Origin of the sequence: Zobellella iuensis, assembly GCF_016746085.1 — a bacterium.
Lineage (GTDB): Bacteria > Pseudomonadota > Gammaproteobacteria > Enterobacterales > Aeromonadaceae > Oceanimonas > Oceanimonas iuensis.
In genome coordinates, this window is record NZ_JAERTZ010000002.1 from 179119 (window position 1) to 205661 (window position 26543).

Sequence of the window (26543 nt, forward strand, 5' to 3'; positions counted from 1 at the left end):
CTGTCATGGTTTCAGACACAGATATTTTCAAAGACATTCGTCCCTACCAGGATGATGAAGTGGCGGCGGCCATTCAACGGCTGATCCGTGATGACGAGTTTATCGGCGCCATCGTCAAGTATCGCTTTTCCACCCTTTCCCGTCTGGGCGGCACCTTTATCAAGGCGCTGATCCGGCTGTACCTCGGCTGGCGCTGGCGCAAGGTCAACAGCATCCGCCAGGTACAGCTGGAAGTGGCGACCTATATGGAAAAGATGATCGCGGGCACCACCTCCGGCGTGACCTATAGCGGGTTGGAGCAGCTCAAGCCGGGGGTGGGCTATCTGTTTATTTCCAACCACAGGGACATTGCCCTGGATCCGGCTTTCGTCAACTGGGGCCTGCACAGTCACGGCCTCGATACGGTGCGCATCGCCATCGGCGACAACCTGCTGCGCAAGCCCTGCGCCACCGAGCTGATGAAGCTGAACAAGAGCTTTATCGTCAAGCGCTCGGCCAGGGGGCCGCGGGAAATGATGAAGGCGTTCACCGAGCTGTCCGCCTACCTGCGCCACTCCATCGACGGCGGCCACTCCGTCTGGATTGCCCAGAAAGAGGGGCGGGCCAAGGATGGGGACGACAAGACGGATCCGGCCATCCTCAAGATGTTCTATATGGAAGGCAAGCGGCAGAAAGTCTCGTTCAGCGACTACATCAACAGCCTGAACCTGGTGCCGGTGTCCATTTCCTATGAATACGACCCCGGTGATCTGGCCAAGGCCCGCGAGCTGTACGCGAAGGCGACCCACGGCGCCTACGAGAAGAGCGAATTCGAGGATATCCAGAGCATAGTGCAGGGTATCGTCGGCCAGAAGGGGCGGGTCCATGTCACCTTCGGGCGGCCGGTGCACGGCGAGTTCGACAATGCGGACGAGCTGGCGGCGGCCATCGATCAGGAAATTCACGGCAACTACCACCTCTTCCCCAGCAACCTGCTGGCGGCGGGCCAGACCGCCCAGGTGGATCCGGCGGCGGCCGAGGTCTTTGAGCGCCATATGGCACAGATCCCCGGCGAGCTGCGTGAGCTGGTGTTGTCCATGTATGCCCGGCCGGTGTTGAACAAGGGGCTGTAGGCAGAGCGGAGGAAGGGCGTGCGGCGACTGACGGCAAGCCGGCTAAGCGGCCTGCGGGTGTTTGCGGTGGCGGCCCGCCATCGCAGTTACTCGGCGGCGGCGGTGGAGCTGTGCGTCACCCAGGCGGCGGTGAGCCAGCAGATCCGCAACCTGGAGCAGTCCCTCGGCTGCCGCCTGTTTCGCCGTGCCGGGGCCAGCATGTTGCTCACCGAGCAGGGCCAGGCCCTGCTGCCCTTCGTCGAGCAGGGCCTGGCCCTGTTGCAGCAGGGGCTGGAGCAGCTGCTGCCGTCCTCGCCCGGGCCGCTTGCCATCAGTGTGCTGCCGTCGCTGGCGGCGCGCTGGCTGATGCCCAGGCTGTGGCGTTTCGCCGAAGCCCATCCCGATATCGAGATACGCCTGCAGCCCAGCCAGCAACTGGCCGATTTCGGCGCCGGTAAAACCGACCTGGCCATCCGTTATGGCCTGGGCGACTATCCGGAGCTGGCCTGTGAATACCTGATGGCGGACACGGCGTTTCCGGTGTGCAGCCCGGCCCTGAGCCGGCGGCTCGGCTCCCTGGATGATCTGGCGGGCGTGCCCCTGGTGACGGCGCCGGAATACGCCGGAGTGAGCTGGGCCAACTGGCTGGCGCTGGCCGGCCGGCCCGAACTGCTCGCTCGTTGCCGGCAACTGACGGTGGATGACGGCAGCCTGGCGCTGGACATGGTGCTGGCGGGGCAGGGGGTGACCCTCAGCCGCTCGGTGCTGGTGGCGGAGCTGTTGCGCGACGGCCGGCTGTGCCGCCCCTTCGTGCCTGAGCTCAAGCCCCTGCACCAGTACTACCTGGTGTGGCGGCCCGACTCGCCCCGCCTGGCGCAGATCCGCCAGTGCTGCGACTGGCTGCACCGGGAAGCGGGAAGCTTGAAGCCGGACGCCTGACGTTTTCCGCTTCCCGCTTCCCGCTTCCCGCTTCCCGCTTCTAGCTTCCAGTAGCCTCCAGCTTCCAGCTTCCCTGTCCGTCCTGGCCCAGGCGCTCCGCCAGCCGGGGCAGCAGGCCGGCCAGTTGCTCGCCCAGCTTCCAGGGCGGGTTGAGCACCACCATGCCGGAGCCGTGCATGCCGAAGTCCTCGGCCTGGGGGCCGACGCTGAGCTCGGCGCACAGCATCCGCTCGAAGCCGCAGCGGGCCAGGGCCTGCTTGAGACCGGCACTGCGATCCACGGCTTTCGCCAGCAGCGGGTACCAGATGGCGTAGATGCCGATGGGCCAGCGTCGATATGCCTTGGCCAGGCTGTCGGCCACCTTGTGATAATCCTCTTTTAATTCATAAGGCGGGTCGATCAGTACCAGTCCCCGTTTGGGGGTGGGGGGCAGCAGGGCGACCAGGCCTTCGAAGCCGTCCCTATGATGGATGGCGGCCCCGCTCTGGCGCATATTCTGGCGCAGGTTGTCCACCTCGTTGTTATGCAGCTCCATCAGCACCAGCTTGTCCTGGGGCCGCTGGAAGTGCGCCGCGACCTTGGGCGAGCCGGGGTAATAGTCGAGCCGGTCACCGCCGTTCATGGCCGCGATGGCGGCAAAGTAGCCGGCAAGCTCGGGCCAGTCCTGCCGCCGTTGCCACAGGAGGTCGATGCCGCCCAGGTATTCCGCCTTTTTCTGGGTCCATTCATGACTCAGGGCGTAGCCGCCGGCGCCGGCGTGGGTGTCGATATAACAAAAGCCCTTGTCCTTGGTAGCCAGGGCTTCCAGGAGCAGGGACTGGACGGCGTGTTTCAGTACGTCGGCGTGGTTGCCGGCATGAAAGGCATGACGATAGCTAAGCATGAAATGGGTCCGTGTTAACCGGCGAGTTTAAGTTGCCACAGGGGCGCGTCGGCCACCTGCAGCAGGGTGAGGTAGGCCAGCAGGCCGCCGCTGCCCGGCCGGGGCGGCTGTCGCTCCAGCACCTGCAGCAGCTCTTCCTGCTGCCAGCGCTCCAGCTCCAGCTCGTGCTGCAGCAGCTGGCTGTAGTCGTCTTCGTCGAGCTTGGGCTTGAGCCAGCGCCGCAGCTCCCGCCACTGGCCGAACAGCCCCTTGCGGGCCTGCAGGACGGGGATGAAGGCAGTGGGCTCGGCGCAGAGACCCAGTTCTTCCAGCAACAGCAGCAACAGCAGCAGATTGACGTTGGCGCCGTGTTCGTCCTGCAGTTGCAGGCAGGCCTGGGCCACGCCGGGGCGGGCATAGTGTTGTTCGCTGAATTGCCAGAGTTCCTCGGCGCTGATCGGGCTCACTCTTGCTCCAGGGATTCCAGTTGCTCCTGCAACTCCAGCCACTCGGCTTCCGCCTCGGCCAGCTGCTGCTGCAGGGGCGACTGGGACTGCAGCAGTTGTTGCAGGCGGGCCTTGTTTTCCGCCGCGTAGATCTCGGGCTCGGCCAGATCCTGCTCTATGGTGGCCAGCCGTTGCTGGCACTGCTCCATCTGTTGCTCCAGCCTGGCGATGGCTTTTCGCAGCGGCTGGCTCTGCTGGCGCAACTCGGCCTGGCGGCGTTTCTCCGCCTTGCGCGCCTGGGCCGAGTTGTCACCGGCGGTCGGGGACGACTCGGGTTGAGCGGCCTTTTCCTGTTCCACCAGCCACTGGTGGTAGTCGTCCAGATCGCCCTCGAAGGGCTGTACCCGGCCACTGTCTACCAGGTAGAACTCGTCGGTGGTGGCACGCAGCAGGTGCCGATCGTGAGAGACGATCACCATGGCGCCTTCGAAGGCCTGCAGCGCCAGGGTGAGGGCCTCGCGCATGTCCAGATCCAGGTGGTTGGTGGGTTCGTCCAGCAGCAGCAGGTTGGGTTTCTGGTAGACGATCAGCGCCAGTACCAGCCTGGCCTTTTCCCCGCCGGAGAAGGGGCCGACCGGCTCTTTCACCTTGTCGCCGCCAAAGTCGAAGCCGCCCAGATAATCGCGCAGGCTCTGCTCGGTGGCGCGCGGGTCCAGCCTGGCCAGATGGGTGAGCGGCGACTCTTCCGGGTGCAGGCTTTCCAGCTGGTGCTGGGCGAAGTAGCCGAGGGCGATGCCCTTGCTGGCTTCGAGTGTACCGGACAGCGGTTCGAGCTCACCGGCCAGCAGCTTGATAAAGGTCGACTTGCCGGCGCCGTTGCGCCCCAGCAGGCCGATGCGCGAGCCGGGCACCAGATTGAGCTTGATGTTCGACAGTACCGGTTGGCCGCCGTAGCCGGCGGCCAGCTTTTCCATGGCGATCAGCGGGGTGGGCAGGCTGTTCGGCGGGCGGAAGCTGAAACTGAACGGCGAATCCACATGGGCGGGCAGGATCAACTCCATCCGCTCCATGGCCTTGAGCCGGCTCTGGGCCTGTTTGGCCTTGCTCGCCTTGTAGCGAAAACGGTCCACGTAGCTTTGCATATGGCTCAGGGCCCGTTGCTGTTTCTCATACATGGACTGCTGCAGTGCCAGCTGTTCGGCGCGCATGCGCTCGAAATCGGAGTAGTTGCCGGTGTATTCGTTGAGCTGGCTGTTGTCGATATGAATGATGCGCCCCACCACGGCGTCGAGAAAATCCCGGTCGTGGGAGATCAGGATCAGGGTGCCGGGGTAGCTGTTCAGCCAGCGTTCCAGCCAGATCACCGCATCCAGATCCAGGTGGTTGGTGGGTTCGTCCAGCAACAGCAAATCGGAGCGACAGATCAGCGCCTGGGCCAGATTCAGGCGCATCCGCCAGCCGCCGGAAAAGGCGCTGACCGGCCGCGACTGGGCCTCACTGGCAAAGCCGAGGCCGTGCAACAGGCCGGCGGCGCGGGCATGGACATGATAGCCGCCATGGGTTTCCAGCTTGCCGTGCAGCTCGGCGATGGCGATGCCGTCATGGCGGGTTTCAGCCTGTTCCAGCTCCCGGCACAGGCGGCGGTATTCCCGATCGCCGTCGATCACATAGTCGAGCGCCGAGCAGTCCAGCGCCGGGGTCTCCTGGGCCACGCTGGCCAGTTGCCAGTCGGCCGGCAGCACAAACTGGCCGCTGTCGATGCCGAGCTCGCCCTTGAACAGGGCAAACAGGCTCGACTTGCCGCAACCGTTCTTGCCCACCAGGCCGACTTTCTGGCCGCCGTGGACGGTGGCGCTGGCGTCTTTCAACAGGGGGCGGCCGCCCCGGAGCAATTCAATCTGGCTGAGGGTGATCATACTGGCCTGGCTCGTGGAAAAAACGGCATTTTAGCCGGTTTTGCCACCCTGATGACAGGGGGTACCCAGCCAATGACGGCAATCTTGTTCAAATTGCGGCAGCGAAACGAAACCATAGTCCCTGACCAGTTGTTCCAGGTCCGGGCTTCTGGGCAGATCCCGCAGTACCAGCAGCAGGGCGGCCTGCCGGCGCCAACTGTCGGCGTCGCAGCCGAAGCGCTGGCGGAATTCGGCCTGCTGGGCCGCGGCCAGCGGAAAACCGGCCGGATCCGCGGCCACCCGTTCATGCAGGGCAGGCTGCGCGGCAAAGGGCAGCAGGTCGTGGGACGGCAGCTCGTCATACAGGGCCCGGCACAGGCGGCCATAGGCCCCTTGCCAGTCTGGTTTGTCCTGCCACTCGGCCAGCTTGCCGGCGATGGCGCCGAGCAGGGGGGAAGGATGCAGGCGGCCGCTGCCACCCGGTTGTGCCAGGCGGGGCGACAGCGCCACCCGGCTCAGCCGGGTGGCGGCAAAACCATGCCAGGCGAACAGGGTGTCGGCGGCCAGGTAGGCGGCTTCACCGGCGACCAGCGGATAATAATGGCGGCCCAGTTGCAATAACCCCGAGCCTTGATGCACCAGCAGCAACTGGCCCTTGATATGGCGCTGGCGCTTGCCCGGCTGCAGATGAGGCAGTGTAACCAGCTGATGGTGAATACTGTAATGGGTGGTTGTGGTCATTGTAGTCGGTTCGATTTTGGCGGAGAATTCAAAGCAAAGTGGTAACGAGGAGTTCAGCCGTGGAAACCCGTCGTAAGAAGCGTTTTATCGCCGGAGCCGTTTGTCCCCGGTGTCAGGCTATGGACACCATGATGCTGTATATGGAGCACGGTGTCGAGAAAGTCGAGTGTATCAGTTGCGGCCACAGTCAGAGCCAGACCAAGGAGCAGATCAGCCAGGCCGGCGGCGGTGAGGTGATCGGGGTGTTCAAGCCGGAATAAGCGGGCAACACCATGCGGACTGTACGTACTTTGTACAGTCGCTTGGCGCCGCTCTTCCCAGCCTTACCTCCTCTGGGCTAGACTGACCACGGCAGAGCAAGTATTCTATTCCCTGTGCAATCTTGAATTCTGCCAAACCATGGCCCTTCGGGGCCATCTTTTATTCTGTTTAGGTCTCATTTCATCCGGCTCGGCCATCATGTATGCTATGGCCAAATTCACGAGCAGGGCCATTCCCATGAAAGTATCCCAAAACACCGTGGTGACGCTGGACTTCACCGTCACCAACGCCAACGGTGAAATTCTCGACTCCACCGAAGGCAAACAGCCGTTGCAGTACCTGCACGGTACCGGTTATCTGGTGGCCGGCCTGGAAGCGGTGCTGGCCGACAAGGTGGTGGGTGAGGATTTTGAAGTGACCCTGTCTCCGGAGCAGGCTTACGGCGAATACGACGATGCGCTGGTACAGTCGGTACCCGGTGAGCTGTTCGACGGCATGGAGGTGTCCGAGGGCGATACCTTCGTGGCCGAGACCGATGACGGCCATCGCCCGGTGACCATCATCGAGGTGGCGGAAGAGTACGTGAAGGTGGACGGTAACCATCCGCTGGCCGGCATGACCCTGGGCTTCAAGGGCGTGGTGCGTGAAGTGCGGGCCGCCACCGAAGAGGAGCTGGCCCACGGCCATGTGCATGGCGAACATGGCCACGATCACGATCACGATCACCAGGGTGGGTGCTGCGGCCACCACCACTGATGCCGGCTCTGGCAATAAAAAAGGCGCTTCGGCGCCTTTTTTATTGCCCGGACCCTGAGGCCCACCCTTACCTCAATAATGAGGCGGTGGGGTTTCCTCCGCCTGGCTGGCGACTTCGCTGGGTTGCAGTTCCTTGAATTTCTTCACCATCAGGCTGAGCTGGGCCTTGAGCCGGACGATTTCACCGCCCTGGGCGGCAATTTCCTGGTTGAGCTGGTCGATGGTATCGTCCTGAAACGCGAGCCGGGTTTCCAACTGCTCCAGGCGGTGGATGAGGTCTTCATTCATGGTTGCTGTTCTCTCTGAGGCAGGACCCAGGTTTCCCCCAGGCCGGCTGAGCTGATGCTGTAAAGCCGTTGTCGATCGATAAAGGCCACGCCATAGACCATGGCGCTGGCCGGGCGGAGCCGGGTATGCAATCCCACCCGCCAGCTGTCCAGCAGCTGGCCGCTGTCCAGTTGCCACAAGTCGAGCCTGCGGGCGGTGCCGCCGGTCAGCAGGCGGTTATTGGCCGGGTCCAGGCGGGCACTGATAAAGGTCTGTCCCCGATGGGGCACCTGCAAGCTGGCCACCGGCTCGCCGGACGGCAGCCGGCGGATGATGCCGCGGCCCTGGGCATCGGCACTGAAGGCATAGCCGCCGTCCTGGTCCAGGCGTACCAGACTGACGCTGTGGGGATGCTGCCAACGGGCGAGGATGGCGGCATCGGTGGTTTGCCATAATATCACCTGGCCATCGTGGCTGGCGCTCAGGGCGTAACGTCCGTTGGCGGACAGGTCCAGGCTGTTGATGCGATCTTCATGGCCCAGGAACAGCAGCCGGCGGCCGTTGCTCAGGTTGACGTGCTCCGCTTCCCCGTTCTGATAACCCAGCAGCAGGCTGCGGCCTTCGTCGGCCAGGGCCAGGGTGCGCAGGGTGTGGTTGAGCTGGTAGAACCCCAGGTTGCGTCCGGTTTCCAATGACCACAGCGCCACCCGGTCCTCGCTGGCGGTGGCCGCGGCTCGGCCATCGGGCGAAATGGCGAGCAGCACTATGTCCTGAAGGGATTCGTCCTGATACCAGTGGTAGCGCGGCTCCGGCTCGCCGTGCCGCCAGACCTGCACCGGGCCTGGCCCGGTGGAGATCAGGGTATGGCGGCCGTCGGCGCTGGTTTCCGCGGCGAGCACTGTGCCTTCGGCATAGCGGCTCTGCAGCTGCGGCGTGTCGCCTGCGTCACAGCCGGTAAGCAGCAGAAGTGTGACGCACAGCGCCGTTGTCAGCAGGTGTATCGGCATTTTTGTCGGCTTGGGCTTTCGCATCGGCAAGTTGAAACGTTAGTATAGGTTCTGAGTTATAAGCATCTCATTTTCCATGGGGTTTTTCCCCTGTTCTGGAGTCAATAATGAAAAAACTGTTGCAAGTCAGCTTGCTGGCTTCTGCCGTCATGGTGGGTCTGAGTGGTTGTAAGGATGAGCAGGCGACGGCGCCCACTCCGGCGGCCGAGCGGGCATCGGCCCTGACCAGCTTCGAGGATAAATCCGCTTATGCCATCGGCCTGTCGATGGGGCGCTATATCGGCTCCACCCTGGAAAAACAGCAGGAACTGGGCGTCAGCCTGAACAACGATGTGATCCTGCAGGGGGTGAAAGACGGCTTTACCGATCAGGGCCGCATGACCGATGAGGAAATCCAGAATGCGCTGATGGCCTATGATGAGCACATCAACGAACTGATCGAGACCCAGGCCAAAGAGCAGGCGAGCGCCACCCTGGAGGAAGGCAAGAGCTTCCTGGAAGAAAATGCCAAGCGCGAAGGGGTGCAGGTCACCGAGTCCGGCCTGCAGTATGAAGTGCTGACCCAGGGCGAGGGCGAGCAGCCGGCGGCGGAAGACGTGGTGACCGTGCATTATGTCGGGACCCTGGTGGACGGTACTCAGTTCGACAGTTCGGTCGACCGGGGCGAGCCGGCGAGCTTCCCGCTCAACCAGGTGATTCCGGGCTGGACCGAAGGGGTGCAGCTGATGCCGGTGGGGTCTAAATACAAGCTGTTCATCCCGGCCGATCTGGCCTATGGCGAGTCCGGGGCCGGTACCATCCCCGGTAATGCGGTCCTGATTTTCGAGGTCGAGCTGCTCGATATCGAGCGGGCCGACCAGCCGGAGCCGGAAGCTCAGGCCCAGGAGTAAGCTGTGACGCGGCGCCGGAAGGCGCCGTTTTTATTGGGGCGGCAGCAGTTCCCGCCAGGGGCGGGAACTGTGCAGCAGCTGTTCTTTGCGGGATTTGTGCAGCCGTTTCAGCCGGCGTTCCAGCCGCAATGCCTCGGCCTTGTCGGCGACCGGCCGGCACCAGACCAGTTCGGCCGGACGGCGTGCCCAGACATAACGGGAAGCGCGTTTCGGCAACTGATTATGCTCCCGGCAACGACGCTCGGGATCCAGGCTGATGCCGGTATAGAGGCTACCGTCTCGGCAGCGCAACAGATAAATAAACCAGGTGTCCGTGGCCGGGGGGCACATAGCTTCCAAGTCTTCAGATAGGTAGGGAGCGGGATAATAACGAGGTTTTCCATGAATAGAAACGACCATGGTGCGGCCCTGTTGCTGGGCGGATTGATTGCGGTGGGGCTGATCTGGAGCGGCAGTTACCTCAAGGACGCGGTAAGGCTCTGGAAACAGGCGGAGCGGGTGGTGGCGGTGAAGGGACTGGCCGAGCGGCAGGTCGATGCGGATCTGGCGTTGTGGCCGCTGAGCTTTTCGGTCTCGGCCGATAGCCTGGCCGAGCTGTATCGGGCCATCGACAGCGACCGCAACAAGATCTCCGCGTTTCTTGCCCAGTCGGGTTTTGGTCCGGAAGAGCTGAGCTTCGCCGCCCCGGTGGTGCAGGATCTGTGGGCCAGCCAGTATGGTGAGCAGCGGCCTCCCCAGCGCTACCGGGCCGATGCGGTGCTGCTGGTGCGCAGCCGCCAGGTCGAACGGGTGAAGGCCAGCCAGCCGGCCACGGCCGAACTGGTGAACCAGGGCGTGCTGCTGACCCAGAGCTATGAACACAAAACCCAATATGTGTTTACCGGCCTGAACGACATCAAGCCGCAGATGATTGCCGACGCCACCGCCAATGCCCGGGAGGCGGCTCAACAATTCGCCAAGGATGCGGATGCCGAGGTGGGGGCCATTCGTTCGGCCCAGCAGGGATATTTCTCGGTGGCCGACCTGGATCTGTACACCCCGGAGATCAAGCAGGTCCGGGTGGTCACCAGCGTCGAGTACCTGCTGGAATAATTCAGCTGCCGGCGGCGGATGTCAGCGGGATCTCCAGCCGTTCGGGCGGGTAACAGAGGCCGGCGGTGCAACCCTGGTAGCGCAGCTCGGCGCGTCCGCCGGACTGGAGCTGTTCCAGCGGGATCCGCAGCTGCAGTTGCTGGTAGTACACCTGGCTTTGGCCGAAGTACTCGTCTTCGTAAGGGCGCCCTTCAGGCAGGAGCCAGTCGCCGAATGTCGCCTGTACGGGCGTGACCGAGATGCTGTGGCGGTAAAGATAATAACCGGGCGCTATGTTGACCCGGATCAGCAAGTCATCCGGCGTCTGTCGGCTGCTGACGGCAAAGGCCTGCTCTACCCGCAGGAAGGCCGGCGGCGGGGTTTTGTCCCGGCCAAGGCCCAGCCACTCCAGCAGGCCGGCATGAGCCGGAGCCAGGGGCAGGCCACAGGCCAGCAGCAAACAAAGGATACGAAACATGGCTTACCTTAGATTGAAATCAGGGTGCCGAAGCGCTCGGCCCATCATAGCCGGGCGATACCGCTGCGGCTTGACCTGGGTCATAAAGCCGTCATGGTGCCGGGATCCGCACGTTCACTATAGCGCCGACCTGGGTTAAGGTCACCACAGGGCCGGCGCCGGTTTGAAAATCGGCCTTTTCGTCCCCATGTTAACGGTTCAACCATATCACGCCGGAGCGGCGCAGGAGATGAGGTCACAGTGGGTAAAGTTTTTTTAGTATTCGTCGGCGCCATCTTGCTGGAAATTTTTGTGTTTATCGAGGTGGGCTCGGCCATCGGCGCCTGGAACACCCTGGCGCTGATCGTGCTGACGGCGGTGGTCGGCATCAGCCTGGTGCGCATCCAGGGCGTCAATACCCTGATGGAAGCCCAGCGCAAGATCAACCTGGGCGAGCCGCCGGCCCGGGAAATGGTGTCGGGCATGATGCTGGCGATGAGCGGTGTACTGCTGCTGTTGCCGGGCTTTGTGTCGGATCTGGCCGGACTCCTGTTGCTGCTGCCCCCGGTCCGGGCCGCCCTGGCCGAGCGTTTCTTAAGCCGTGCCCATGTGCGGGGCCACAAGGGACATACCTTTACCGCCGAATACCATTACAGCCGTGAAAGCCGCCAGGTCGATGAGCGGCTGCAGGACAAGGGCGCGGGCAATACCTTTGATGGTGAATACGAGCGCAAGGACGATAAATAACCCGAGCTCAGGAGTCGGAGCTCCCGCGGTTTTCCTCCTGCGCCGGCATTTTTCCCCGGGTTATCGCAGCGGATGATTGATGCGCCAGGGGAAGCGCTGCCAGGCGAACAGGCAGGCGAGCATGCCGGCCAGGATGTTGGCCAGCAGAATACCGGTGAAGATGCCGGTTTCGCCTTGCCACCAGGCTCCCAGCCAGGCCAGTGGCAGCAGCAGGCCGAACAGGCGGAAGCCGTTCAGTAGCAGGGCAATGCCGGATACCCGCAGGCCGTTCAGGGCCGAAGCCAGCAGCATAAAGCAGCCCTGCAGGCCATAGCCCAGGGGAACCAGGCGCAGATAGCGTTCCAGGTGCGCGGCGACTTCCGGACTGTCGGTAAAGAGCCGGGCTACCAGCGGCGCCAGTATCCACAGCAGAGCGAACACCAGCAGTTGAAAACCGACGGCGAAGCGCATGGCCAGCAGCAGGGCGTGGCGGCTGCGCTCATGCTGGCCGGCGCCGGTATTCTGGGAAATAAAGGGGGCCAGCACCGAGCTCAGTGCCATCATCACGATCAGTACCAGGGCCTCGATGCGGGAGGCCGCCCCGTAGGCCGCCACCACTTCCGTGCCCATGCCCGCCAGCACCGTGAGCAGCAGGGCGGTGGCGATGGGGTTGAGCATATTGGCAAAAGAGGCGGGAATAGCCACCTGCAGCAGCTGGCGCCAGTGGCCCAACAGTTGGGCCAGGGCGGCGAGGGGCCACACCAGCAGCCGTTCCCGGCGTCGTAACAGATAGAGCCCGACCACCATGGCCATCAGCCAGGAGCAGGCCGAGGCGATGGCCGCGCCCTTGATGCCCAGCTCCGGGAAGGGTCCGAGGCCGAAGATCAGCAAGGGATCGAGCAGGCCGTTGACCAGACCGGCCACCGTCATCACTAGGCTGGGAGTACGGGTATCGCCGGTGGCCCGGATGGCGGCATTGCCGACGATGGGCAGCACCAGCATGGGCACCGTCAGGTACCAGATCAGCATATAGTCATGGATCAGCGGCAACAGGGCATCTCCGGCGCCCAGCAGCCGGAACAGGGGTGCTATGGTGGCGGCCCCGAGCAAGGCCAGCAGGCTGACCAGCAGCCAGGCCAGCAACAGGCCGTGGCTGGTGAACTGTGCGGCCTGTTGCTGGTTGCCGGCGCCCAGGGCCTGTCCCAGGCTGGCGGACAGGCCGGCACCCAGGCCCATGGCCAGGGAAATGACCACGAAGGTGACCGGAAAGGTAAAGCTCACCGCCGCCAGCGCCTCGGTCCCCAGCAGACCGATGAAGAAGGTATCCACCAGGTTGAAGGCCTGGATGGCGATGATGCCAAGCGCCATGGGCCCCGTCATCCTGGCCAGTTGCGGGCCTATGGGGGCTGTCAGCATCGAGTTGTGTTTTGCCACTAGGGTTCTCTTGATAGGGGGGGCATGACCGCCGGATGCGGCGGCCATGATAACGCCCCGGCCACAGCTTTAAAAAATTTTTATCTTTTCCCCTTGAAGGCGGGAAATGCGCTCCCATATAGAAGGTCAACGGAACAGTTTGCGGCCGCCGGCCGTTTATCTAACTAAGGTAACAACACTCATTGGGAGAGTTATCGATGAACATTCGTCCATTGCACGATCGCGTCATTATCAAGCGTATTGAAGCCGAGTCCAAATCTGCCGGAGGCATTGTTTTGACCGGATCTGCCGCCGAAAAATCCACCCGTGGTGAGGTGCTGGCGGTAGGTAATGGCCGCGTCCTGGACAGCGGTGAAGTGAAAGCCATGTCCGTCAAGGTGGGTGACAAGGTGATTTTCAACGAAGGCTACGGTGTGAAAACCGAGAAGCTGGATGGGCAGGAAGTCCTGATCCTGTCCGAAAACGACATCCTGGCTATCGTCGAATAATAATCCGGTTTATCCACTTTAAAGGAACATAAACAATGGCTGCTAAAGACGTAAAATTCGGTAATGACGCCCGCGTAAAAATGCTGAAAGGCGTGAACATCCTGGCCGACGCGGTCAAGGTGACCCTGGGCCCGAAAGGCCGCAACGTGGTGCTGGACAAGTCCTTCGGTGCCCCCACCATCACCAAGGACGGCGTGTCCGTTGCCAAGGAAATCGAGCTGGAAGACAAGTTCGAAAACATGGGCGCCCAGATGGTGAAAGAAGTGGCCTCCAAGGCCAACGACGAAGCCGGTGACGGCACCACCACCGCCACCGTGCTGGCCCAGTCCATCGTCAACGAAGGCCTGAAGTCCGTGGCCGCGGGCATGAACCCGATGGATCTGAAGCGCGGCATCGACAAGGCCGTGATCAAGGCGGTAGAAGAGCTGAAAGGCCTGTCCGTACCCTGTAAAGACACCACTGCCATCGCCCAGGTGGGAACCATTTCCGCCAACTCCGATGAAACCGTGGGCGCGCTGATTGCCGAAGCCATGGAAAAAGTGGGCACCGACGGCGTCATCACAGTGGAAGAAGGCCAGGGCCTGCAGGACGAGCTGGACGTGGTGGAAGGCATGCAGTTCGACCGCGGCTACCTGTCTCCCTACTTCATCAACAAGCAGGAAACCGGTACCGTCGAACTGGACGACCCCTTCATCCTGCTGGTCGACAAGAAAATCTCCAACATCCGCGAACTGCTGCCGGTGCTGGAAGGCGTGGCCAAGCAATCCAAGCCGCTGCTGATCGTGGCCGAGGACGTGGAAGGCGAAGCCCTGGCCACCCTGGTGGTCAACAACATGCGCGGCATCGTGAAAGTGGCCGGCGTCAAGGCACCGGGCTTCGGCGACCGCCGCAAGGCCATGCTGCAGGACATCGCCATCCTGACCGGCGGCACCGTCATCTCCGAGGAAGTGGGTCTGGAGCTGGAAAAGGCCACCCTGGAAGATCTGGGCCGTGCCAAGCGCATCGTGATCACCAAAGACAACACCACCATTATCGATGGGGTGGGTGAAGTCGAGGCCATCAACGCCCGTGTGGCACAAATCCGTCAGCAGATCGAAGACTCTTCTTCCGATTATGACAAAGAGAAACTGCAAGAGCGCGTGGCCAAGCTGGCCGGCGGTGTTGCCGTCATCAAGGTGGGTGCCGCCACCGAAATGGAAATGAAAGAGAAGAAAGCCCGTGTCGACGACGCCCTGCACGCTACCCGTGCCGCGGTGGAAGAAGGCGTGGTGCCCGGCGGCGGTGTGGCCCTGGTGCGCGTGGCCGCCAAACTGGCCGGCCTGACCGGTGACAACGAAGACCAGAACGTGGGTATCAAGGTTGCCTTGCGCGCCATGGAAGCCCCGCTGCGTCAGATCGTTTCCAACGCCGGTGAGGAAGCCTCCGTGGTGGTGTCCAAGGTCAAGGCCAGCGAAGGTAACTATGGTTACAACGCCGGTAACGACACCTACGGCGACATGCTGGAAATGGGTATCCTGGATCCGACCAAGGTGACCCGCTCCGCCCTGCAGTTCGCCGCCTCCGTGGCCGGTCTGATGATCACCACCGAAGCCATGGTCACCGAACTGCCGAAAGACGCCGCTCCGGCCATGCCGGACATGGGCGGCATGGGTGGCATGGGTGGCATGATGTAGTGCGACGAGAGTCGCGTAGGTAGCTAGCCGAGCGGGCTACAGCGTAAGGATGCACTAACTTGTCGAGTTGGTGTGTCCCTTTCTCCCGCCGAAATAGCATTTGAGAAATCCCGACATTCGGGCGTGTTCCATGCCCGAATGTCGGTACTCCGTAAGGAGTCCGAAGTCAGGTATGGGTGATGAGCCTGTATCCCCGCATTGCGCGAATGATACACGTTGAAGCAGTCTCGAAGTTTGAGGCGGCGAGGTAACGGGAATAGTCGTGTCTATCAAAAGCTAAGCGCCTACCGGTGCAAAGCTGTGTCTGATGATGGTTCCACGGTAGAAAGAGACGGGTGTAGCCGTCACTGTCTTTCCGAGCGGAACCTGTTGTGCAACCAACAGTAGCCTAGGGATAGTGCGTCACCGGTAACGGTGGGGTGCAAAGCTTCCTGACAATGTACTCCCCGCAAGGGTCCGGTCTGCATCGCGAGATGTGCCGGAGATTTCGCCAGTAGCAGGCGGATGAGAGGCTAGGCTGGGTCATATGGTCAACATACGTGAACTGCTAACAAGCACCGTCAGCCGCAATGAGCGCAAGCTACTGACGCGCTCTGACCAAAAGGTACAAGGCTGGCTATCCCTCTTACATCTGGGGATACGTTGCCATCAAGCCTTCGGTGTATTGGCAGGACCTAAGTGACTCGTGTCATCGGCACGGAACTCGGAAACCCCGTATTTTCGCTCCGGTCTAGCGACCTGGGGCAGGCGAAGAGCAATCGACGCTGTTGGAAGTGCGGGTTTGGGAAGTCGGAAAAAGCGAAGGCCGTTCTGTAATGGGACGGATAGGGGGTTAAAGGTTCCTCCACCGGAAACGGGAGCCCACGTCCGACAGGTCTTTAATCGTGTGCAGGCGTGTAAAGCGCCCACAGTGACATGAAAGGTGGCGAAGCGGCCGAGAACCGACTTCGCCTGAACCCTTGCGGGAGCAGATTTCACTCCCGCAAGGGATTGATCCATCTGTTTCTCGCTCGGGGCTTTCATAAACAAAGCACTGAGGAGAATAGCAAGATGAGTACTGAAGTTCATGTACCTGCATTTTCCCACCCGGCTGACGGCTGGCACACCATCGACTGGTATGCCATGCACAGACAGGTGAGGGGGCTACAGGTACGAATCGCGAAGGCGACAAAAGAGCAGTGCTGGCGCAAGGTGAAAGCCCTGCAACGGATGCTGACTCACTCGTTTGCGGCCAAGGCATTGGCGGTCAGACGAGTCACCGAAAACCGGGGCAAGAAAACACCCGGTGTTGATGGCGAGTTGTGGAGTACGCCCGCGGCAAAGTGGAAGGCCATCGGCCGGTTGGTTCGGACAGGGTATCGTCCGCGGCCGCTGCGTCGAATCTATATTCCCAAAGCGAATGGCAAACGCCGGCCGCTGGGAATACCGACCATGCTGGACCGGGCCATGCAGGCACTCTATCTGCTGGCCCTGGAGCCGGTGTCGGAAACGACGGCCGACCGCAATAGCTATGGTTTCCGACCGATGCGTTCGACGGCGGACGCGATTGAGCAATTGTTCGTCAATCTCAGTCGTGGCAATTCCGCGCAGTGGGTGCTGGAAGGAGACATCAAGGGCTGCTTCGACAACATCAGCCATGACTGGTTACTTGCCAACATACCGTTGGATAAACAGGTACTCGGGAAATGGCTGAAAGCGGGTTTTATGGAGTCCAACCGTCTGTATCCGACCGAGGCAGGAACCCCGCAAGGGGGGATCATCTCACCGGTGTTGGCCAACATGGCGCTGGATGGACTGGAGGCGGTGCTCGAATCCCGATTCGGGAAGAAGAACACCAAGGCCAGTTACAAGACCAAGGTCAACTATGTGCGCTATGCGGACGACTTCGTGATCACCGGTATCTCGCAAGAGCTGCTGGAAAGCGAGGTTAAGCCTCTGGTCGAAGCCTTTATGGCGGAGCGGGGGTTAACGCTGTCACCGGAAAAAACGGTGATCACGCATATCGCGGACGGGTTCGATTTTCTGGGGCAGAATGTGCGCAAGTATCACGGCAAGATGCTGATCAAGCCGAGCAAGAAAAGCCTGCGCGCCCATCTTCAGAAGATCAGACACATCGTCAGAGGCAACCTGACGGCCGAACAGGGCAACCTGATACGTCAGCTCAATCCGGTACTTAGGGGTTGGGCCAACTATCACCGCCATGTGGTCGCCAAGGAAACCTTCGGCTATGTGGACTACAGAGTCTGGAAATTACTCTGGCGCTGGTGCCGTCGCAGGCACAAGAACCGCTACAAACGCTGGGTGATAGGCAGGTATTTTCACACGGTGGGTGGTGAGCGCTGGGTGTTCCAGAGTGTTGATGCCGAGGGCAGGCCGGTACGGCTGTTCCAAAGCAAAGACATTCCGATCAAGCGGCACATCAAGATCAAGGCGGAGGCCAATCCCTATGATCGCGACTTCGAGCTGTACTTCGAACAGCGGCTGGTCAAGCGCTGGAAGGAGAACAAGTTTGTGCTCGACAAGGTTCGCAGGATTTGGGAGCGCCAAAACCACCGATGTCTCGTCTGCAATCAGCTGTTCCAGGATAAGGATGACTGGGATCTTCACCATGTCATTCGGCGAACGGACGGCGGCGGAAGTGAGATCGGGAACCTGGTGATGCTGCACATCAATTGCCATATGCAACTGCATCATGGCAAAGGTGACAAGTCGCTGGCCCCTGTCTGAACAGGGGCTTATAAAGGCTTGAGCCGTATGCGGGGAAACTCGCACGTACGGTTCTTAGGGGGCGGCGGTGCAGTAATGCACTGCTGCTACCCGACATGCGACGAGAGTCGCGCAGGTAGCTAGCCTGGCTGGGTTACACCCGAAGTGGTTACTAACTTATAGTTAATAATCACTGCCATTTCCAGCAGAAAATAGCATTTGAGAAAACCCGATATTCGGGCTTGTTCCAGGCCCGAATATCGGTACTCCGTATGGAGTTCCGAAGTTCAGGTATGGGTGATGAGCCTGTATCCCCGCATTGCGCGAATGATACACGTTGAAGCAGTCTCGAAATTTGAGGTTGCGAGGTAACGGGAATATCCGTGTCTATCAAAAGCTAAGCACCTGCCGGTGTGAAGCTGTGTTCGATGATTGTTCCACGCGATACTCGGTCAAAAGTAACTTGGCCGGTGTGGTGAGCGGAACCTGTTGTGCAACCAACAGTAGCCTAGGGATAGTGCGTCACTGGTAACGGTGGGGTGCGAAGCTTCCTGACAATGTACTCCCCGCAAGGGTTCGGTCTGCATCGCGAGGTGTGCCGGAGATTTCGCCAGTAGCAGGTGGAGGAGAGGCTAGGCTGGGTCATATGGTCAACATACGTGAACTGCTAACAAGCACCGTCAGCCGCAATGAGCGCAAGCTACTGACGCGCTCTGACCAAAAGGTACAAGGCTGGCTATCCCTCTTACATCTGGGGATACGTTGCCATCAAGCCTTCGGTGTATTGGCAGGACCTAAGTGACTCGTGTCATCGGCACGGAACTCGGAAACCCCGTATTTTCGCCCCGGTCTAGCGACCTGGGGCAGGCGAAGAGCAATCGACGCTGTTGGAAGTGCGGGTTTGGGAAGTCGGAAAAAGCGAAGGCCGTTCTGTAATGGAACGGATAGGGGGTTAAAGGTTCCTCCACCGGAAACGGGAGCCCACGTCCGACAGGTCTTTAATCGTGTGCAGGCGTGTAAAGCGCCCACAGTGACATGAAAGGTGGCGAAGCGGCCGAGAGCCGACTTCGTCTGAACCCTTGCGGGAGCAGATTTCACTCCCGCAAGGGATTGATCCATCTGTTTCTCGCTCGGGGCTTTCATAAACAAAGCACTGAGGAGAATAGCAAGATGAGTACGGCAATCAAGGTACCTGCATTCTCCCACCCGGCTGACAGCTGGCACACCATCGATTGGTATGTCATGCACAGACAGGTGAGGGGGCTACAGGCTCGAATCGCGAAGGCGACAAAAGAGAAGCGCTGGCGCAGGGTGAACGCCTTGCAACGGATGCTGACTCACTCGTTTGCGGCCAAGGCATTGGCGGTCAGACGAGTCACCGAAAACCGGGGCAAGAAAACGCCCGGTGTTGATGGCGAGTTGTGGAGTACGCCCGAGGCGAAGTGGAAGGCCATCGGCCGGTTGGTGAGGACTGGGTATCGTCCGAAACCGCTGCGTCGAATCTATATTCCCAAAGCGAATGGCAAACGCCGGCCGCTGGGAATACCGACCATGCTGGACCGGGCCATGCAGGCGCTGTATCTGCTGGCTCTGGAGCCGGTATCGGAAACAACGGCCGACCGCAACAGCTATGGCTTTCGACCGATGCGCTCGACGGCGGACGCGATTGAGCAATTGTTCGTCAATCTCAGTCGTGGCCATTCCGCGCAGTGGGTGCTGGAAGGAGACATCAAGGGTTGCTTCGACAACATCAGTCATGACTGGTTACTTGCCAACATACCGTTGGATAAACAGGTACTCGGAAAATGGCTGAAAGCGGGCTTTATGGAGTCCAACCGTCTGTATCCGACCGAGGCAGGAACCCCGCAAGGGGGGATTATCTCGCCGGTGTTGGCCAACATGGCGCTGGATGGACTGGAGGCGGTGCTCGAATCCCGATTCGGGAAGAAGAACACCAAGGCCAGTTACAAGACCAAGGTCAACTATGTGCGTTACGCGGATGACTTTGTGATCACCGGTATCTCGCAAGAGCTGCTGGAAAGTGAGGTCAAGCCTCTGGTCGAAGCCTTTATGGCGGAGCGGGGGTTAACGCTGTCACAGGAAAAAACGGTGATCTCGCACATCACGGACGGGTTCGATTTTCTGGGGCAGAATGTGCGCAAGTATCACGGCAAGATGCTGATCAAGCCGAGCAAGAAAAGCCTGCGCGCCCATCTTCAGAAGATCAGACACATCGTCAGAGGCAACCTGACGGCCGAACAGGGCAACCTGATACGTCAGCTCAATCCGGTACTTAGGGGTTGGGCCAACTATCACCGCCATGTGGTCGCCAAGGAAACCTTCGGCTATGTGGACTACAGAGTCTGGAAATTACTCTGGCGCTGGTGCCGTCGCAGGCACAAGAACCGCTACAAACGCTGGGTGATAGGCAGGTATTTTCACACGGTGGGTGGTGAGCGCTGGGTGTTCCAGAGTGTTGATGCCGAGGGCAGGCCGGTACGGCTGCTCCAAAGCAAAGACATTCCGATCAAGCGGCACATCAAGATCAAGGCGGAGGCCAATCCCTATGATCGCGACTTCGAGCTGTACTTCGAACAGCGGCTGGTAAAGCGCTGGAAGGAGAACAAGTTTGTGCTCGACAAGGTACGCAGGATTTGGGAGCGCCAACACCACCGATGTCTCGTCTGCAATCAGCTGTTCCAAGATAAGGATGACTGGGATATCCACCATCTTATCCGGAAGACAGACGGCGGCGGGGATAACATCGGGAACCTGGTGATGCTGCATATCAACTGTCATATGCAACTGCATCATGGCAAAGGTGACAAGTCGCTGGCCCCTGTCTGAACAGGGGCTTATAAAGGCTTGAGCCGTATGCGGGGAAACTCGCACGTACGGTTCTTAGGGGGCGGCGGTGCAGCAATGCACTGCTGCTACCCGACATGCGAATGACTCCCTGTCATCGATAGCAACCGGGCCCCAGTGGCCCGGTTTTGTTGTGGGCTTCTGGTGGCGATAGTGGTTTCTTGTCGGTATAACCAAATTAAACTTCGGATTGGTGGCGTGATTTAGGTATTATGTTTTTTTAACATCTTAAGTTCTTTTTGAGTCCTTTCTGGATGGGAGAGCGGGATTGTCTGGCGATAATAGGATTGTGGCCAGTTTCTCTGGGCTTAAGGAGGAGCGGTAATGAAACTCATAGGCTTGGTACTGATGCTGTTGTGGCCGTTGCTGGGCAAGGCGGCGGAGCCGGTGGTGCTCACCATCGCCGGCAATATCCAGCTCGACGGAAGGCATTATGAACAACTGGATTATACCCTGAGCGAGTTGCAGGCCCTGCCCCAGGCCGACATCACCACGACCCATCCCTGGGTGCAGGAGCCTCGCCACTACCGGGGGCCCGAACTGGTGGCGATACTGGATGCCCTGTTCGGTCACACCAGGATTAAAACCCTGTATCTGGAGGCGCTCAACGGCTTCAGCGTCGCCGTCGACTGGCAGAAGGTGGAGCCCTTCCACCCCATTCTGGCCTGGCAGGAAGATGGCCGGGTCATGAGCCGTCGTGACAAAGGCCCCCTCTGGTTGATGCTGCCCTTTGATCAGGTTCCCGAGTTGCAGCAGGCTGACTTCCTGCATTTCATGGCCTGGCAGCTCAGGCATGTAAGGGTTCATACGGAGCCTAAGTGAAGGTTGCTTTACCCCCCACCGACGGCTCCGGCTCCCAATACGGCAGTGTGCAGCCGTTCAAGGCGGCTGTTGCCGGGATACTGCTGTTGTGCATGGTCATTTTCGGCACCGGAGCTACCCATACCCTGGTCAGTATCCGCCAGCACAATACCCTGCTGGAACAGCGGACCTATGAGGTGCCCTGGTCCCTGATGCAGCTGCAGCTGGAGATGGGGCGCTTTCTGGATGCGGTGCGTTTGCTGCATGCGGATGCCATTCGTCACGATGAACTGCTGTTGCGTTACGATATCCTCTGGAGCCGGACTCCCATCCTGCTCAGCAGTCAGCTCAAGGATACCCTCAGCGAGCGGCCCGATCTGTGGTTGTTGATCCAGCAGATAGAAGCCCGGGTCAGGGAGCTGGAGCCGCGGGTGCAGGTGCTGGCACCCGGTTCGGTCACCTATCGGGAGATACTGGCGGAGCTGAGTCCTTACCTGGAGCCGCTGTCGCGTACCGTCACCGCCACCATGCACGGCAATGTCCGCTTTTATGCGGAATACGATGACGCCTACCGGCACCTGGGGCAGCGGCTCTATATCCAGATCGTCGGGCTTTTTATTACCGCCGGCCTGCTGCTGCTATTGCTGCTGCGGGAATTATGGCGCTACCGAACCCTGCAACTGCACGATCCCCTGACCGGCCTGCCCAACCGTTTTGCCCTGCAGCGGCGAATGGTTCCGATGATTGAACAGGGCATGCCCTTCAGTGTGACCGTGCTGGAGCTGGAGGATTTCACCCAGCACCACCATCGTTTTGGTTTTGAAGTGGCCGACCGTCTGCTGCAGGCGTTCAGCCGGCGTCTGCAGCAAAGCCTGCAACCCCATGAGTTCATCGCCCAGTTTGGCCGGGAAGGGGTGGTGGTGGTCGCCAAAGGGGTGGTCGAGCTGGAGGAGGTCCGGGCCCAGCTGTCGCGTTTTCGCCAGGCCCTGAGGACAAAAGAGGCCATTGCCGCCCACGACTTTTATATGACGCCGATGATCGGAGTGGTGCTCTATCCGGCGGATGCGGACAATCTGGTCGAGTTGCTGGCCAGGGGCGAATTGGCACTGGAGCTGTGCAAGCGGGATCGCTTGCCCTATGTGATCTTCGACCCTTCCCTGCTGAAAGAAATATCACGCCGGCAGACCTTGGCCAGGGATCTGCCGGCGGCCCTGGACAGCGATAGCCTGAGCCTGCACTTCCAGCCCATGGTGGACCTGCGGGGGGGCGATTGCCATGGGCTGCAGGTCTTGCTGTACTGGCACCACCCCGGTCTGGGCATGATATCGCCGGCCGAGCTGCTGCGGGTGAGCGAGCAGTTCCAGCTGTCGGAGCGGGTCTTTCTGTGGCTGCTGAACACCGCCTGCCGCCACCTGCAGGGCTGGCAGGGGCTGGCCGGCCGGCCGCTGTTCATCAGCCTGAATGTGCCGCCTGCGCTGTTTCGTCCCGGCCTGGAACATCGGCTCCTGCCGGTGTTGCGGGAATATGGGCTGCATGCCGACAGCCTGGTCCTGGATCTGAACGAAAATACGGTGATGCGGGATGCCTATGAGGCGCTGACGATCATGGACGGCATCCAGGCCGCCGGCATACCTATGGCCCTGGCCGATTTTGGCAGTGGCTGTTCGGCCTGGGGCTACCTGCCCCGCATGCCGCTCAGCTGGCTCAAGCTGGATGCCACCTTCTGCAACGGCATCGAGCGGCCCGGGGAGCCTCGTCGTCAGCTGGAGGCCCTGTTTACGCTGGGGCAGCTGCTGCAGCGCCCCCTGATCTGCAGCGGCGTCGATCATCGGGGCGAGCTGGAGGTGATCCGCGGCATGGCGGAGGAGATGCTGGTGCAGGGCGACCATATCTGTAGCCCCCTGGCGGCGGTGGAGATGTCCGACTGGTTGAAAAGCCGCCGTCGATGACGACCGGCGGCGTGGCCGTAGGGCTAGGGCAGACGCATAAACTGGTTCATGGTTTCGGCCAGCAGCCGGATTTTATGTACCATCCGTGCCAACAAATCCTGGTATTCCTCATCGGCTGCCATGTCCAGCAGCTCCAGCTCTTCCGCCAGTTCGGCCACATAAGGCATAAAGTGATCGGCGTGAGCGATGAACTGGCTGTCTTCGCGTAATACGGCGCTGAACTTGGCCTGGCCGCGACCACGCAACTCGGTCAGCTTTTTATCGGCATCGATGGCTTGGTGATACAGCTCTTTCAGGGTGTCATGCAATTTTGCGGTGACGGAATCGTGCATGTCTGTTCCTCAACAGGGTTCAAGTCCAAGGTCTATGGGAGTTTTACTCAGTTCGCCGCCGATTTCGCGTACCAGCCGGGGCACCAGAAAGCCGGGCAGCCGGATCAGCAGCTGGGCCAGCAGGGCCCTGGCCTGTTCGTCGCCGACGGCAAAGTGGGCGGCGCCCTGGACCTGGTCGAGCTGGTGCAGGTAATAGGGCAGCACGCCTGCCTCGAACAGCCGCTCCGACAGCTGGCACAGGCGATCGGCATCGTCGTTGACCCCCGCCAGCAGTACGCTCTGGTTGAGCAGGGTAATACCGGCCTGGCGCCACTGGTTGAGCCGTTCGCTCAGCATGGCGTCGAGCTCGTTGGCGTGGTTGATATGCAGCACCATCACCGCCTGCAGCCGGCTCCGGCTCAGCCGCTGTTGCAGGACGTCCGTCAGCCGGGCCGGGATCACCACCGGCAAGCGGGTGTGGATGCGCAACCGCTTGAGATGCGGTATCGCCTCCAGGCGGTCGAACAGGGCGCTCAGCTGTTCATCCTTGGCCATCAGCGGATCGCCGCCGGACAGGATCACCTCGTTGATGTCGGGATCGGCGGCGATATAGGCCAGTGCCTCCTGCCAGCCTTCCCGCCCCGGCGCATTGTCGGCATAGGGAAAATGGCGGCGAAAGCAGTAGCGGCAATTGATCGCACAGCCGCCGCGCAGCACCAGCAGCACCCGGGAGCGATATTTGTGCAGCAGCCCGGGCAAGGCACTGTCGTGTTCCTGCAAGGGATCTGCCACGTATCCGGAGACCTGCTCGAATTCCTCGCTCAGGGGTAACACCTGGCGCAGCAAAGGATCGGCGGGATCGCCCGGGCGCATCTTGTCGGCGAAGGGGCGGGGCACCCGCATCGGAAACAGCCGGCGGGCCTGGAACCCTTGTTGCCAGGGGGTCGGGTCGATATGCAGGTAGTCCAGCAGTTGCTCGGGAGAGGTAAAGGCCTGGGCAAGTTCTTTTTGCCAGTTAATATGTAAATCGCCCCCGTTTAGGGGTATCATTGCCGGCATTTTCTGCAACTCTGTCAAATTCACGAGGGTAAAATGGCCTCTTATAGTACCAACGAATTCCGCTCCGGCCTAAAGATTATGCTGGACGGGGAACCTTGCGCCATTATCGAAAACGAATTCGTCAAGCCCGGTAAAGGCCAGGCCTTCAACCGCGTCAAGATCCGCCGCCTGCTGAACGGCAAGGTACTGGAGAAGACCTTCAAGTCCGGTGATTCCGTGGAAGCCGCCGACGTCATGGACATGGAACTGGCCTACCTGTACAACGACGGCGAGTTCTACCATTTCATGAACAACGACACCTTCGAGCAGCTGGCTGCCGATGACAAAGCCGTGGGTGATGCCAAACTGTGGCTGAAAGAGCAGGACGTCTGCATCCTGACCCTGTGGAACGGGGCGCCCATTTCCGTGACCCCGCCCAACTTCGTGGAGCTGGAAGTGATTGAAACCGATCCGGGCCTGAAGGGCGATACCGCCGGCACCGGCGGCAAGCCCGCCACCCTGAGCACCGGCGCCGTGGTACGGGTACCGCTGTTTATCCAGATCGGTGAAGTGTTGAAGGTCGACACCCGCTCCGGCGAGTACGTGTCCCGGGTGAAGTAAGCCGTTATTGCTCCCCGACGTAAAAACGGCGCCGAAAGGCGCCGTTTTTATTTATTCCTTGCCGTACACGTTGTTTTCCTGCTCCCGTACCCGGATAAAGGTGGTGCGCTTGGTCAGCTCCTTCAGCCGCTGGGCGCCCACATAGGTACAGGTGGAGCGCACGCCACCGAGGATGTCCTGCACCGTTTCTTCCACCGGCCCGCGGTAGGGCAGCGCCACCGTCTTGCCCTCGGCGGCCCGGTACTTGGCCACGCCGCCGGCGTGTTTATCCATGGCGCTGGAAGAGCTCATGCCGTAGAACGTCATAAAGGCCTTGCCGTCCCGCTCGATGATCTCGCCGCCGCATTCCTCGTGAGCCGCCAGCATGCCGCCCAGCATCACGAAGTCGGCGCCGCCGCCGAAGGCCTTGGCCACGTCGCCCGGGCAGGTGCAGCCGCCGTCGCCGATGATCTGGCCGCCCAGGCCGTGGGCGGCGTCGGCGCACTCGATGATGGCCGACAACTGGGGATAGCCGACCCCGGTCTTGACCCGGGTGGTGCACACCGAGCCCGGCCCTATGCCCACCTTGACGATGTCGGCGCCGGAGAGGATCAGCTCCTCCACCATTTCACCGGTGACCACGTTGCCGGCGATGATGGTGTGGCCCGGGCACTGGCTGCGTACCCGGCTGACGAAGGAGGTGAAGTGCTCGCTGTAGCCGTTGGCCACGTCGATACAGATAAAGCCGAGCTCGCCGGACAGGGCCAGGATCTGCTGCAGCTTCTCGAAATCCCTGTCGGAGGTGCCGCTGGAGACGACCACATGCCGCAGCGTTTCGGCCTGTTCGCCCTGCACGAAGGCCTGCCACTCGGCTACCGAGTAATGTTTGTGCACCGCCGTCAGTATCTCGTGGCGGGCCAGGGCCCGGGCCATGGCGAAGGTGCCGACGGTGTCCATGTTGGCGGCGATGACCGGCACCCCGGACCAGCGCCGACCTGAATGCTTAAAGGTGAATTCCCGGTTCAGTTCAACCTGGGAACGGCTGTTGAGGGTGGAGCGCTTGGGGCGAAACAGCACATCCCTAAAGCCCAGTTTCAAGTCTTCTTCGATACGCATGGTGTAACCTCGATAAGTGACAGGCACAAAAAAACCGGGGGTTTTTTAGGCCCCCGGTTTTCAGCATTCTAGTTCGGGTTATTTTTTTTTGCAACCATCCTGACTCATTGTTCAACAATTAATTTCATGAAAAGATAATTAGCAGAGTTCATG

27 protein-coding genes are annotated in these 26543 nt (G+C 60.8%); 15 read left to right on the forward strand and 12 right to left on the reverse strand.

Annotated features, from left to right (window positions below; genetic code table 11):
- Positions 1-5: 5 nt before the first annotated feature.
- The gene (locus JKV55_RS01355) at positions 6-1112 is read left to right on the forward strand and encodes a 1-acyl-sn-glycerol-3-phosphate acyltransferase (protein WP_202081948.1); all 1107 of its coding nucleotides are present in this window, start codon (positions 6-8) and stop codon (positions 1110-1112) included.
- A gap of 18 nt (positions 1113-1130) precedes the next feature.
- The gene (locus JKV55_RS01360; RefSeq protein WP_202081949.1) at positions 1131-2030 is read left to right on the forward strand and encodes a LysR substrate-binding domain-containing protein; all 900 of its coding nucleotides are present in this window, start codon (positions 1131-1133) and stop codon (positions 2028-2030) included.
- Positions 2031-2070: 40 nt separating this feature from the next.
- Here the strand turns inward: JKV55_RS01360 and JKV55_RS01365 are convergent, their stop codons facing one another.
- The 4 genes from JKV55_RS01365 to JKV55_RS01380 are packed head-to-tail and all read right to left on the reverse strand — an operon-like array spanning position 2071 to position 5974.
- A complete protein-coding gene (locus JKV55_RS01365; protein WP_202081950.1) occupies positions 2071-2913 on the reverse strand; it encodes a 23S rRNA (adenine(2030)-N(6))-methyltransferase RlmJ in 843 nt (280 codons plus the stop codon).
- Positions 2914-2927: 14 nt separating this feature from the next.
- Positions 2928-3359, reverse strand: coding sequence for a TIGR02444 family protein (locus tag JKV55_RS01370; RefSeq protein ID WP_369409607.1), 432 nt, complete (start codon positions 3357-3359; stop codon positions 2928-2930).
- Positions 3356-5254 carry an ABC transporter ATP-binding protein gene (locus JKV55_RS01375; RefSeq protein ID WP_202081951.1) on the reverse strand — a complete coding sequence of 633 codons (1899 nt, stop codon included), beginning with the start codon at positions 5252-5254 and terminating at the stop codon, positions 3356-3358. Before JKV55_RS01375 ends, JKV55_RS01370 begins: the two co-directional genes overlap by 4 nt.
- 30 nt (positions 5255-5284) lie before the next feature.
- Positions 5285-5974: a hypothetical protein gene (locus JKV55_RS01380; RefSeq protein ID WP_202081952.1), complete on the reverse strand. Its 690-nt coding sequence runs from the start codon at positions 5972-5974 to the stop codon at positions 5285-5287.
- A 59-nt stretch (positions 5975-6033) separates the two neighbouring features.
- Between JKV55_RS01380 and JKV55_RS01385 the strand changes: the two genes are divergently transcribed.
- Positions 6034-6234, forward strand: coding sequence for a YheV family putative zinc ribbon protein (locus JKV55_RS01385; RefSeq protein ID WP_202081953.1), 201 nt, complete (start codon positions 6034-6036; stop codon positions 6232-6234).
- A gap of 238 nt (positions 6235-6472) precedes the next feature.
- The gene (slyD, locus tag JKV55_RS01390; RefSeq protein ID WP_202081954.1) at positions 6473-6991 is read left to right on the forward strand and encodes a peptidylprolyl isomerase; all 519 of its coding nucleotides are present in this window, start codon (positions 6473-6475) and stop codon (positions 6989-6991) included.
- A 72-nt stretch (positions 6992-7063) separates the two neighbouring features.
- On the opposite strand, the gene JKV55_RS01395 is transcribed toward slyD, so the two are convergent.
- Positions 7064-7279 carry a SlyX family protein gene (locus tag JKV55_RS01395; protein ID WP_202081955.1) on the reverse strand — a complete coding sequence of 72 codons (216 nt, stop codon included), beginning with the start codon at positions 7277-7279 and terminating at the stop codon, positions 7064-7066.
- The gene (locus JKV55_RS01400; RefSeq protein ID WP_202081956.1) at positions 7276-8265 is read right to left on the reverse strand and encodes a WD40 repeat domain-containing protein; all 990 of its coding nucleotides are present in this window, start codon (positions 8263-8265) and stop codon (positions 7276-7278) included. The genes JKV55_RS01395 and JKV55_RS01400 overlap by 4 nt, the downstream gene beginning before the upstream one ends.
- Before the next feature lie 107 nt (positions 8266-8372).
- Here JKV55_RS01400 and fkpA point away from each other — a divergent pair, with 107 nt between their 5' ends.
- Complete coding sequence (gene fkpA, locus JKV55_RS01405; protein ID WP_202081957.1) at positions 8373-9155, forward strand: FKBP-type peptidyl-prolyl cis-trans isomerase; 783 nt, start codon at positions 8373-8375, stop codon at positions 9153-9155.
- 30 nt (positions 9156-9185) lie between these two features.
- Here the strand turns inward: fkpA and JKV55_RS01410 are convergent, their stop codons facing one another.
- Entirely contained in the window at positions 9186-9446 is a 261-nt protein-coding gene (locus JKV55_RS01410) for a GIY-YIG nuclease family protein (protein ID WP_237332588.1), read from the reverse strand.
- 90 nt (positions 9447-9536) lie between these two features.
- Between JKV55_RS01410 and JKV55_RS01415 the strand changes: the two genes are divergently transcribed.
- Positions 9537-10247 carry an SIMPL domain-containing protein gene (locus tag JKV55_RS01415; RefSeq protein WP_202081959.1) on the forward strand — a complete coding sequence of 237 codons (711 nt, stop codon included), beginning with the start codon at positions 9537-9539 and terminating at the stop codon, positions 10245-10247.
- Between the two features lies 1 nt (position 10248).
- Here JKV55_RS01415 and JKV55_RS01420 read toward each other — a convergent pair whose 3' ends face one another.
- Entirely contained in the window at positions 10249-10704 is a 456-nt protein-coding gene (locus JKV55_RS01420; RefSeq protein ID WP_202081960.1) for a protein-disulfide reductase DsbD domain-containing protein, read from the reverse strand.
- A 240-nt stretch (positions 10705-10944) separates the two neighbouring features.
- Here JKV55_RS01420 and JKV55_RS01425 point away from each other — a divergent pair, with 240 nt between their 5' ends.
- Positions 10945-11430: an FxsA family protein gene (locus JKV55_RS01425; protein ID WP_202081961.1), complete on the forward strand. Its 486-nt coding sequence runs from the start codon at positions 10945-10947 to the stop codon at positions 11428-11430.
- A gap of 60 nt (positions 11431-11490) precedes the next feature.
- Here JKV55_RS01425 and JKV55_RS01430 read toward each other — a convergent pair whose 3' ends face one another.
- Entirely contained in the window at positions 11491-12825 is a 1335-nt protein-coding gene (locus tag JKV55_RS01430) for an MATE family efflux transporter (protein WP_202082013.1), read from the reverse strand.
- A gap of 215 nt (positions 12826-13040) precedes the next feature.
- Between JKV55_RS01430 and JKV55_RS01435 the strand changes: the two genes are divergently transcribed.
- From JKV55_RS01435 to JKV55_RS01465, 7 genes are all read left to right on the forward strand, one after another.
- Positions 13041-13331: a co-chaperone GroES gene (locus JKV55_RS01435; protein ID WP_188630664.1), complete on the forward strand. Its 291-nt coding sequence runs from the start codon at positions 13041-13043 to the stop codon at positions 13329-13331.
- 35 nt (positions 13332-13366) lie between these two features.
- Positions 13367-15004, forward strand: coding sequence for a chaperonin GroEL (groL, locus tag JKV55_RS01440; protein ID WP_202081962.1), 1638 nt, complete (start codon positions 13367-13369; stop codon positions 15002-15004).
- Positions 15005-15304: 300 nt separating this feature from the next.
- Entirely contained in the window at positions 15305-15391 is an 87-nt protein-coding gene (locus JKV55_RS20185; RefSeq protein WP_369409609.1) for a hypothetical protein, read from the forward strand.
- A gap of 663 nt (positions 15392-16054) precedes the next feature.
- Entirely contained in the window at positions 16055-17731 is a 1677-nt protein-coding gene (gene ltrA / locus JKV55_RS01450; RefSeq protein WP_202081964.1) for a group II intron reverse transcriptase/maturase, read from the forward strand.
- A gap of 1149 nt (positions 17732-18880) precedes the next feature.
- Positions 18881-20557: a group II intron reverse transcriptase/maturase gene (gene ltrA / locus JKV55_RS01455; RefSeq protein WP_202081965.1), complete on the forward strand. Its 1677-nt coding sequence runs from the start codon at positions 18881-18883 to the stop codon at positions 20555-20557.
- 342 nt (positions 20558-20899) lie between these two features.
- Positions 20900-21397 carry a putative pterin-binding protein gene (locus JKV55_RS01460; RefSeq protein WP_202081966.1) on the forward strand — a complete coding sequence of 166 codons (498 nt, stop codon included), beginning with the start codon at positions 20900-20902 and terminating at the stop codon, positions 21395-21397.
- Positions 21394-23325: an EAL domain-containing protein gene (locus tag JKV55_RS01465; RefSeq protein WP_369409608.1), complete on the forward strand. Its 1932-nt coding sequence runs from the start codon at positions 21394-21396 to the stop codon at positions 23323-23325. Before JKV55_RS01460 ends, JKV55_RS01465 begins: the two co-directional genes overlap by 4 nt.
- Before the next feature lie 23 nt (positions 23326-23348).
- Here the strand turns inward: JKV55_RS01465 and JKV55_RS01470 are convergent, their stop codons facing one another.
- Both JKV55_RS01470 and epmB read right to left on the reverse strand, forming a co-directional pair.
- Complete coding sequence (locus JKV55_RS01470; protein WP_202081967.1) at positions 23349-23657, reverse strand: hypothetical protein; 309 nt, start codon at positions 23655-23657, stop codon at positions 23349-23351.
- 9 nt (positions 23658-23666) lie between these two features.
- The gene (gene epmB, locus JKV55_RS01475; protein WP_202081968.1) at positions 23667-24686 is read right to left on the reverse strand and encodes an EF-P beta-lysylation protein EpmB; all 1020 of its coding nucleotides are present in this window, start codon (positions 24684-24686) and stop codon (positions 23667-23669) included.
- A 42-nt stretch (positions 24687-24728) separates the two neighbouring features.
- Between epmB and efp the strand changes: the two genes are divergently transcribed.
- On the forward strand, positions 24729-25295 hold the full coding sequence (efp, locus tag JKV55_RS01480; RefSeq protein ID WP_202081969.1) for an elongation factor P: 567 nt from the start codon (positions 24729-24731) through the stop codon (positions 25293-25295).
- Between the two features lie 51 nt (positions 25296-25346).
- Here the strand turns inward: efp and JKV55_RS01485 are convergent, their stop codons facing one another.
- Entirely contained in the window at positions 25347-26390 is a 1044-nt protein-coding gene (locus tag JKV55_RS01485; RefSeq protein ID WP_202081970.1) for a GMP reductase, read from the reverse strand.
- Positions 26391-26543: the final 153 nt, after the last annotated feature.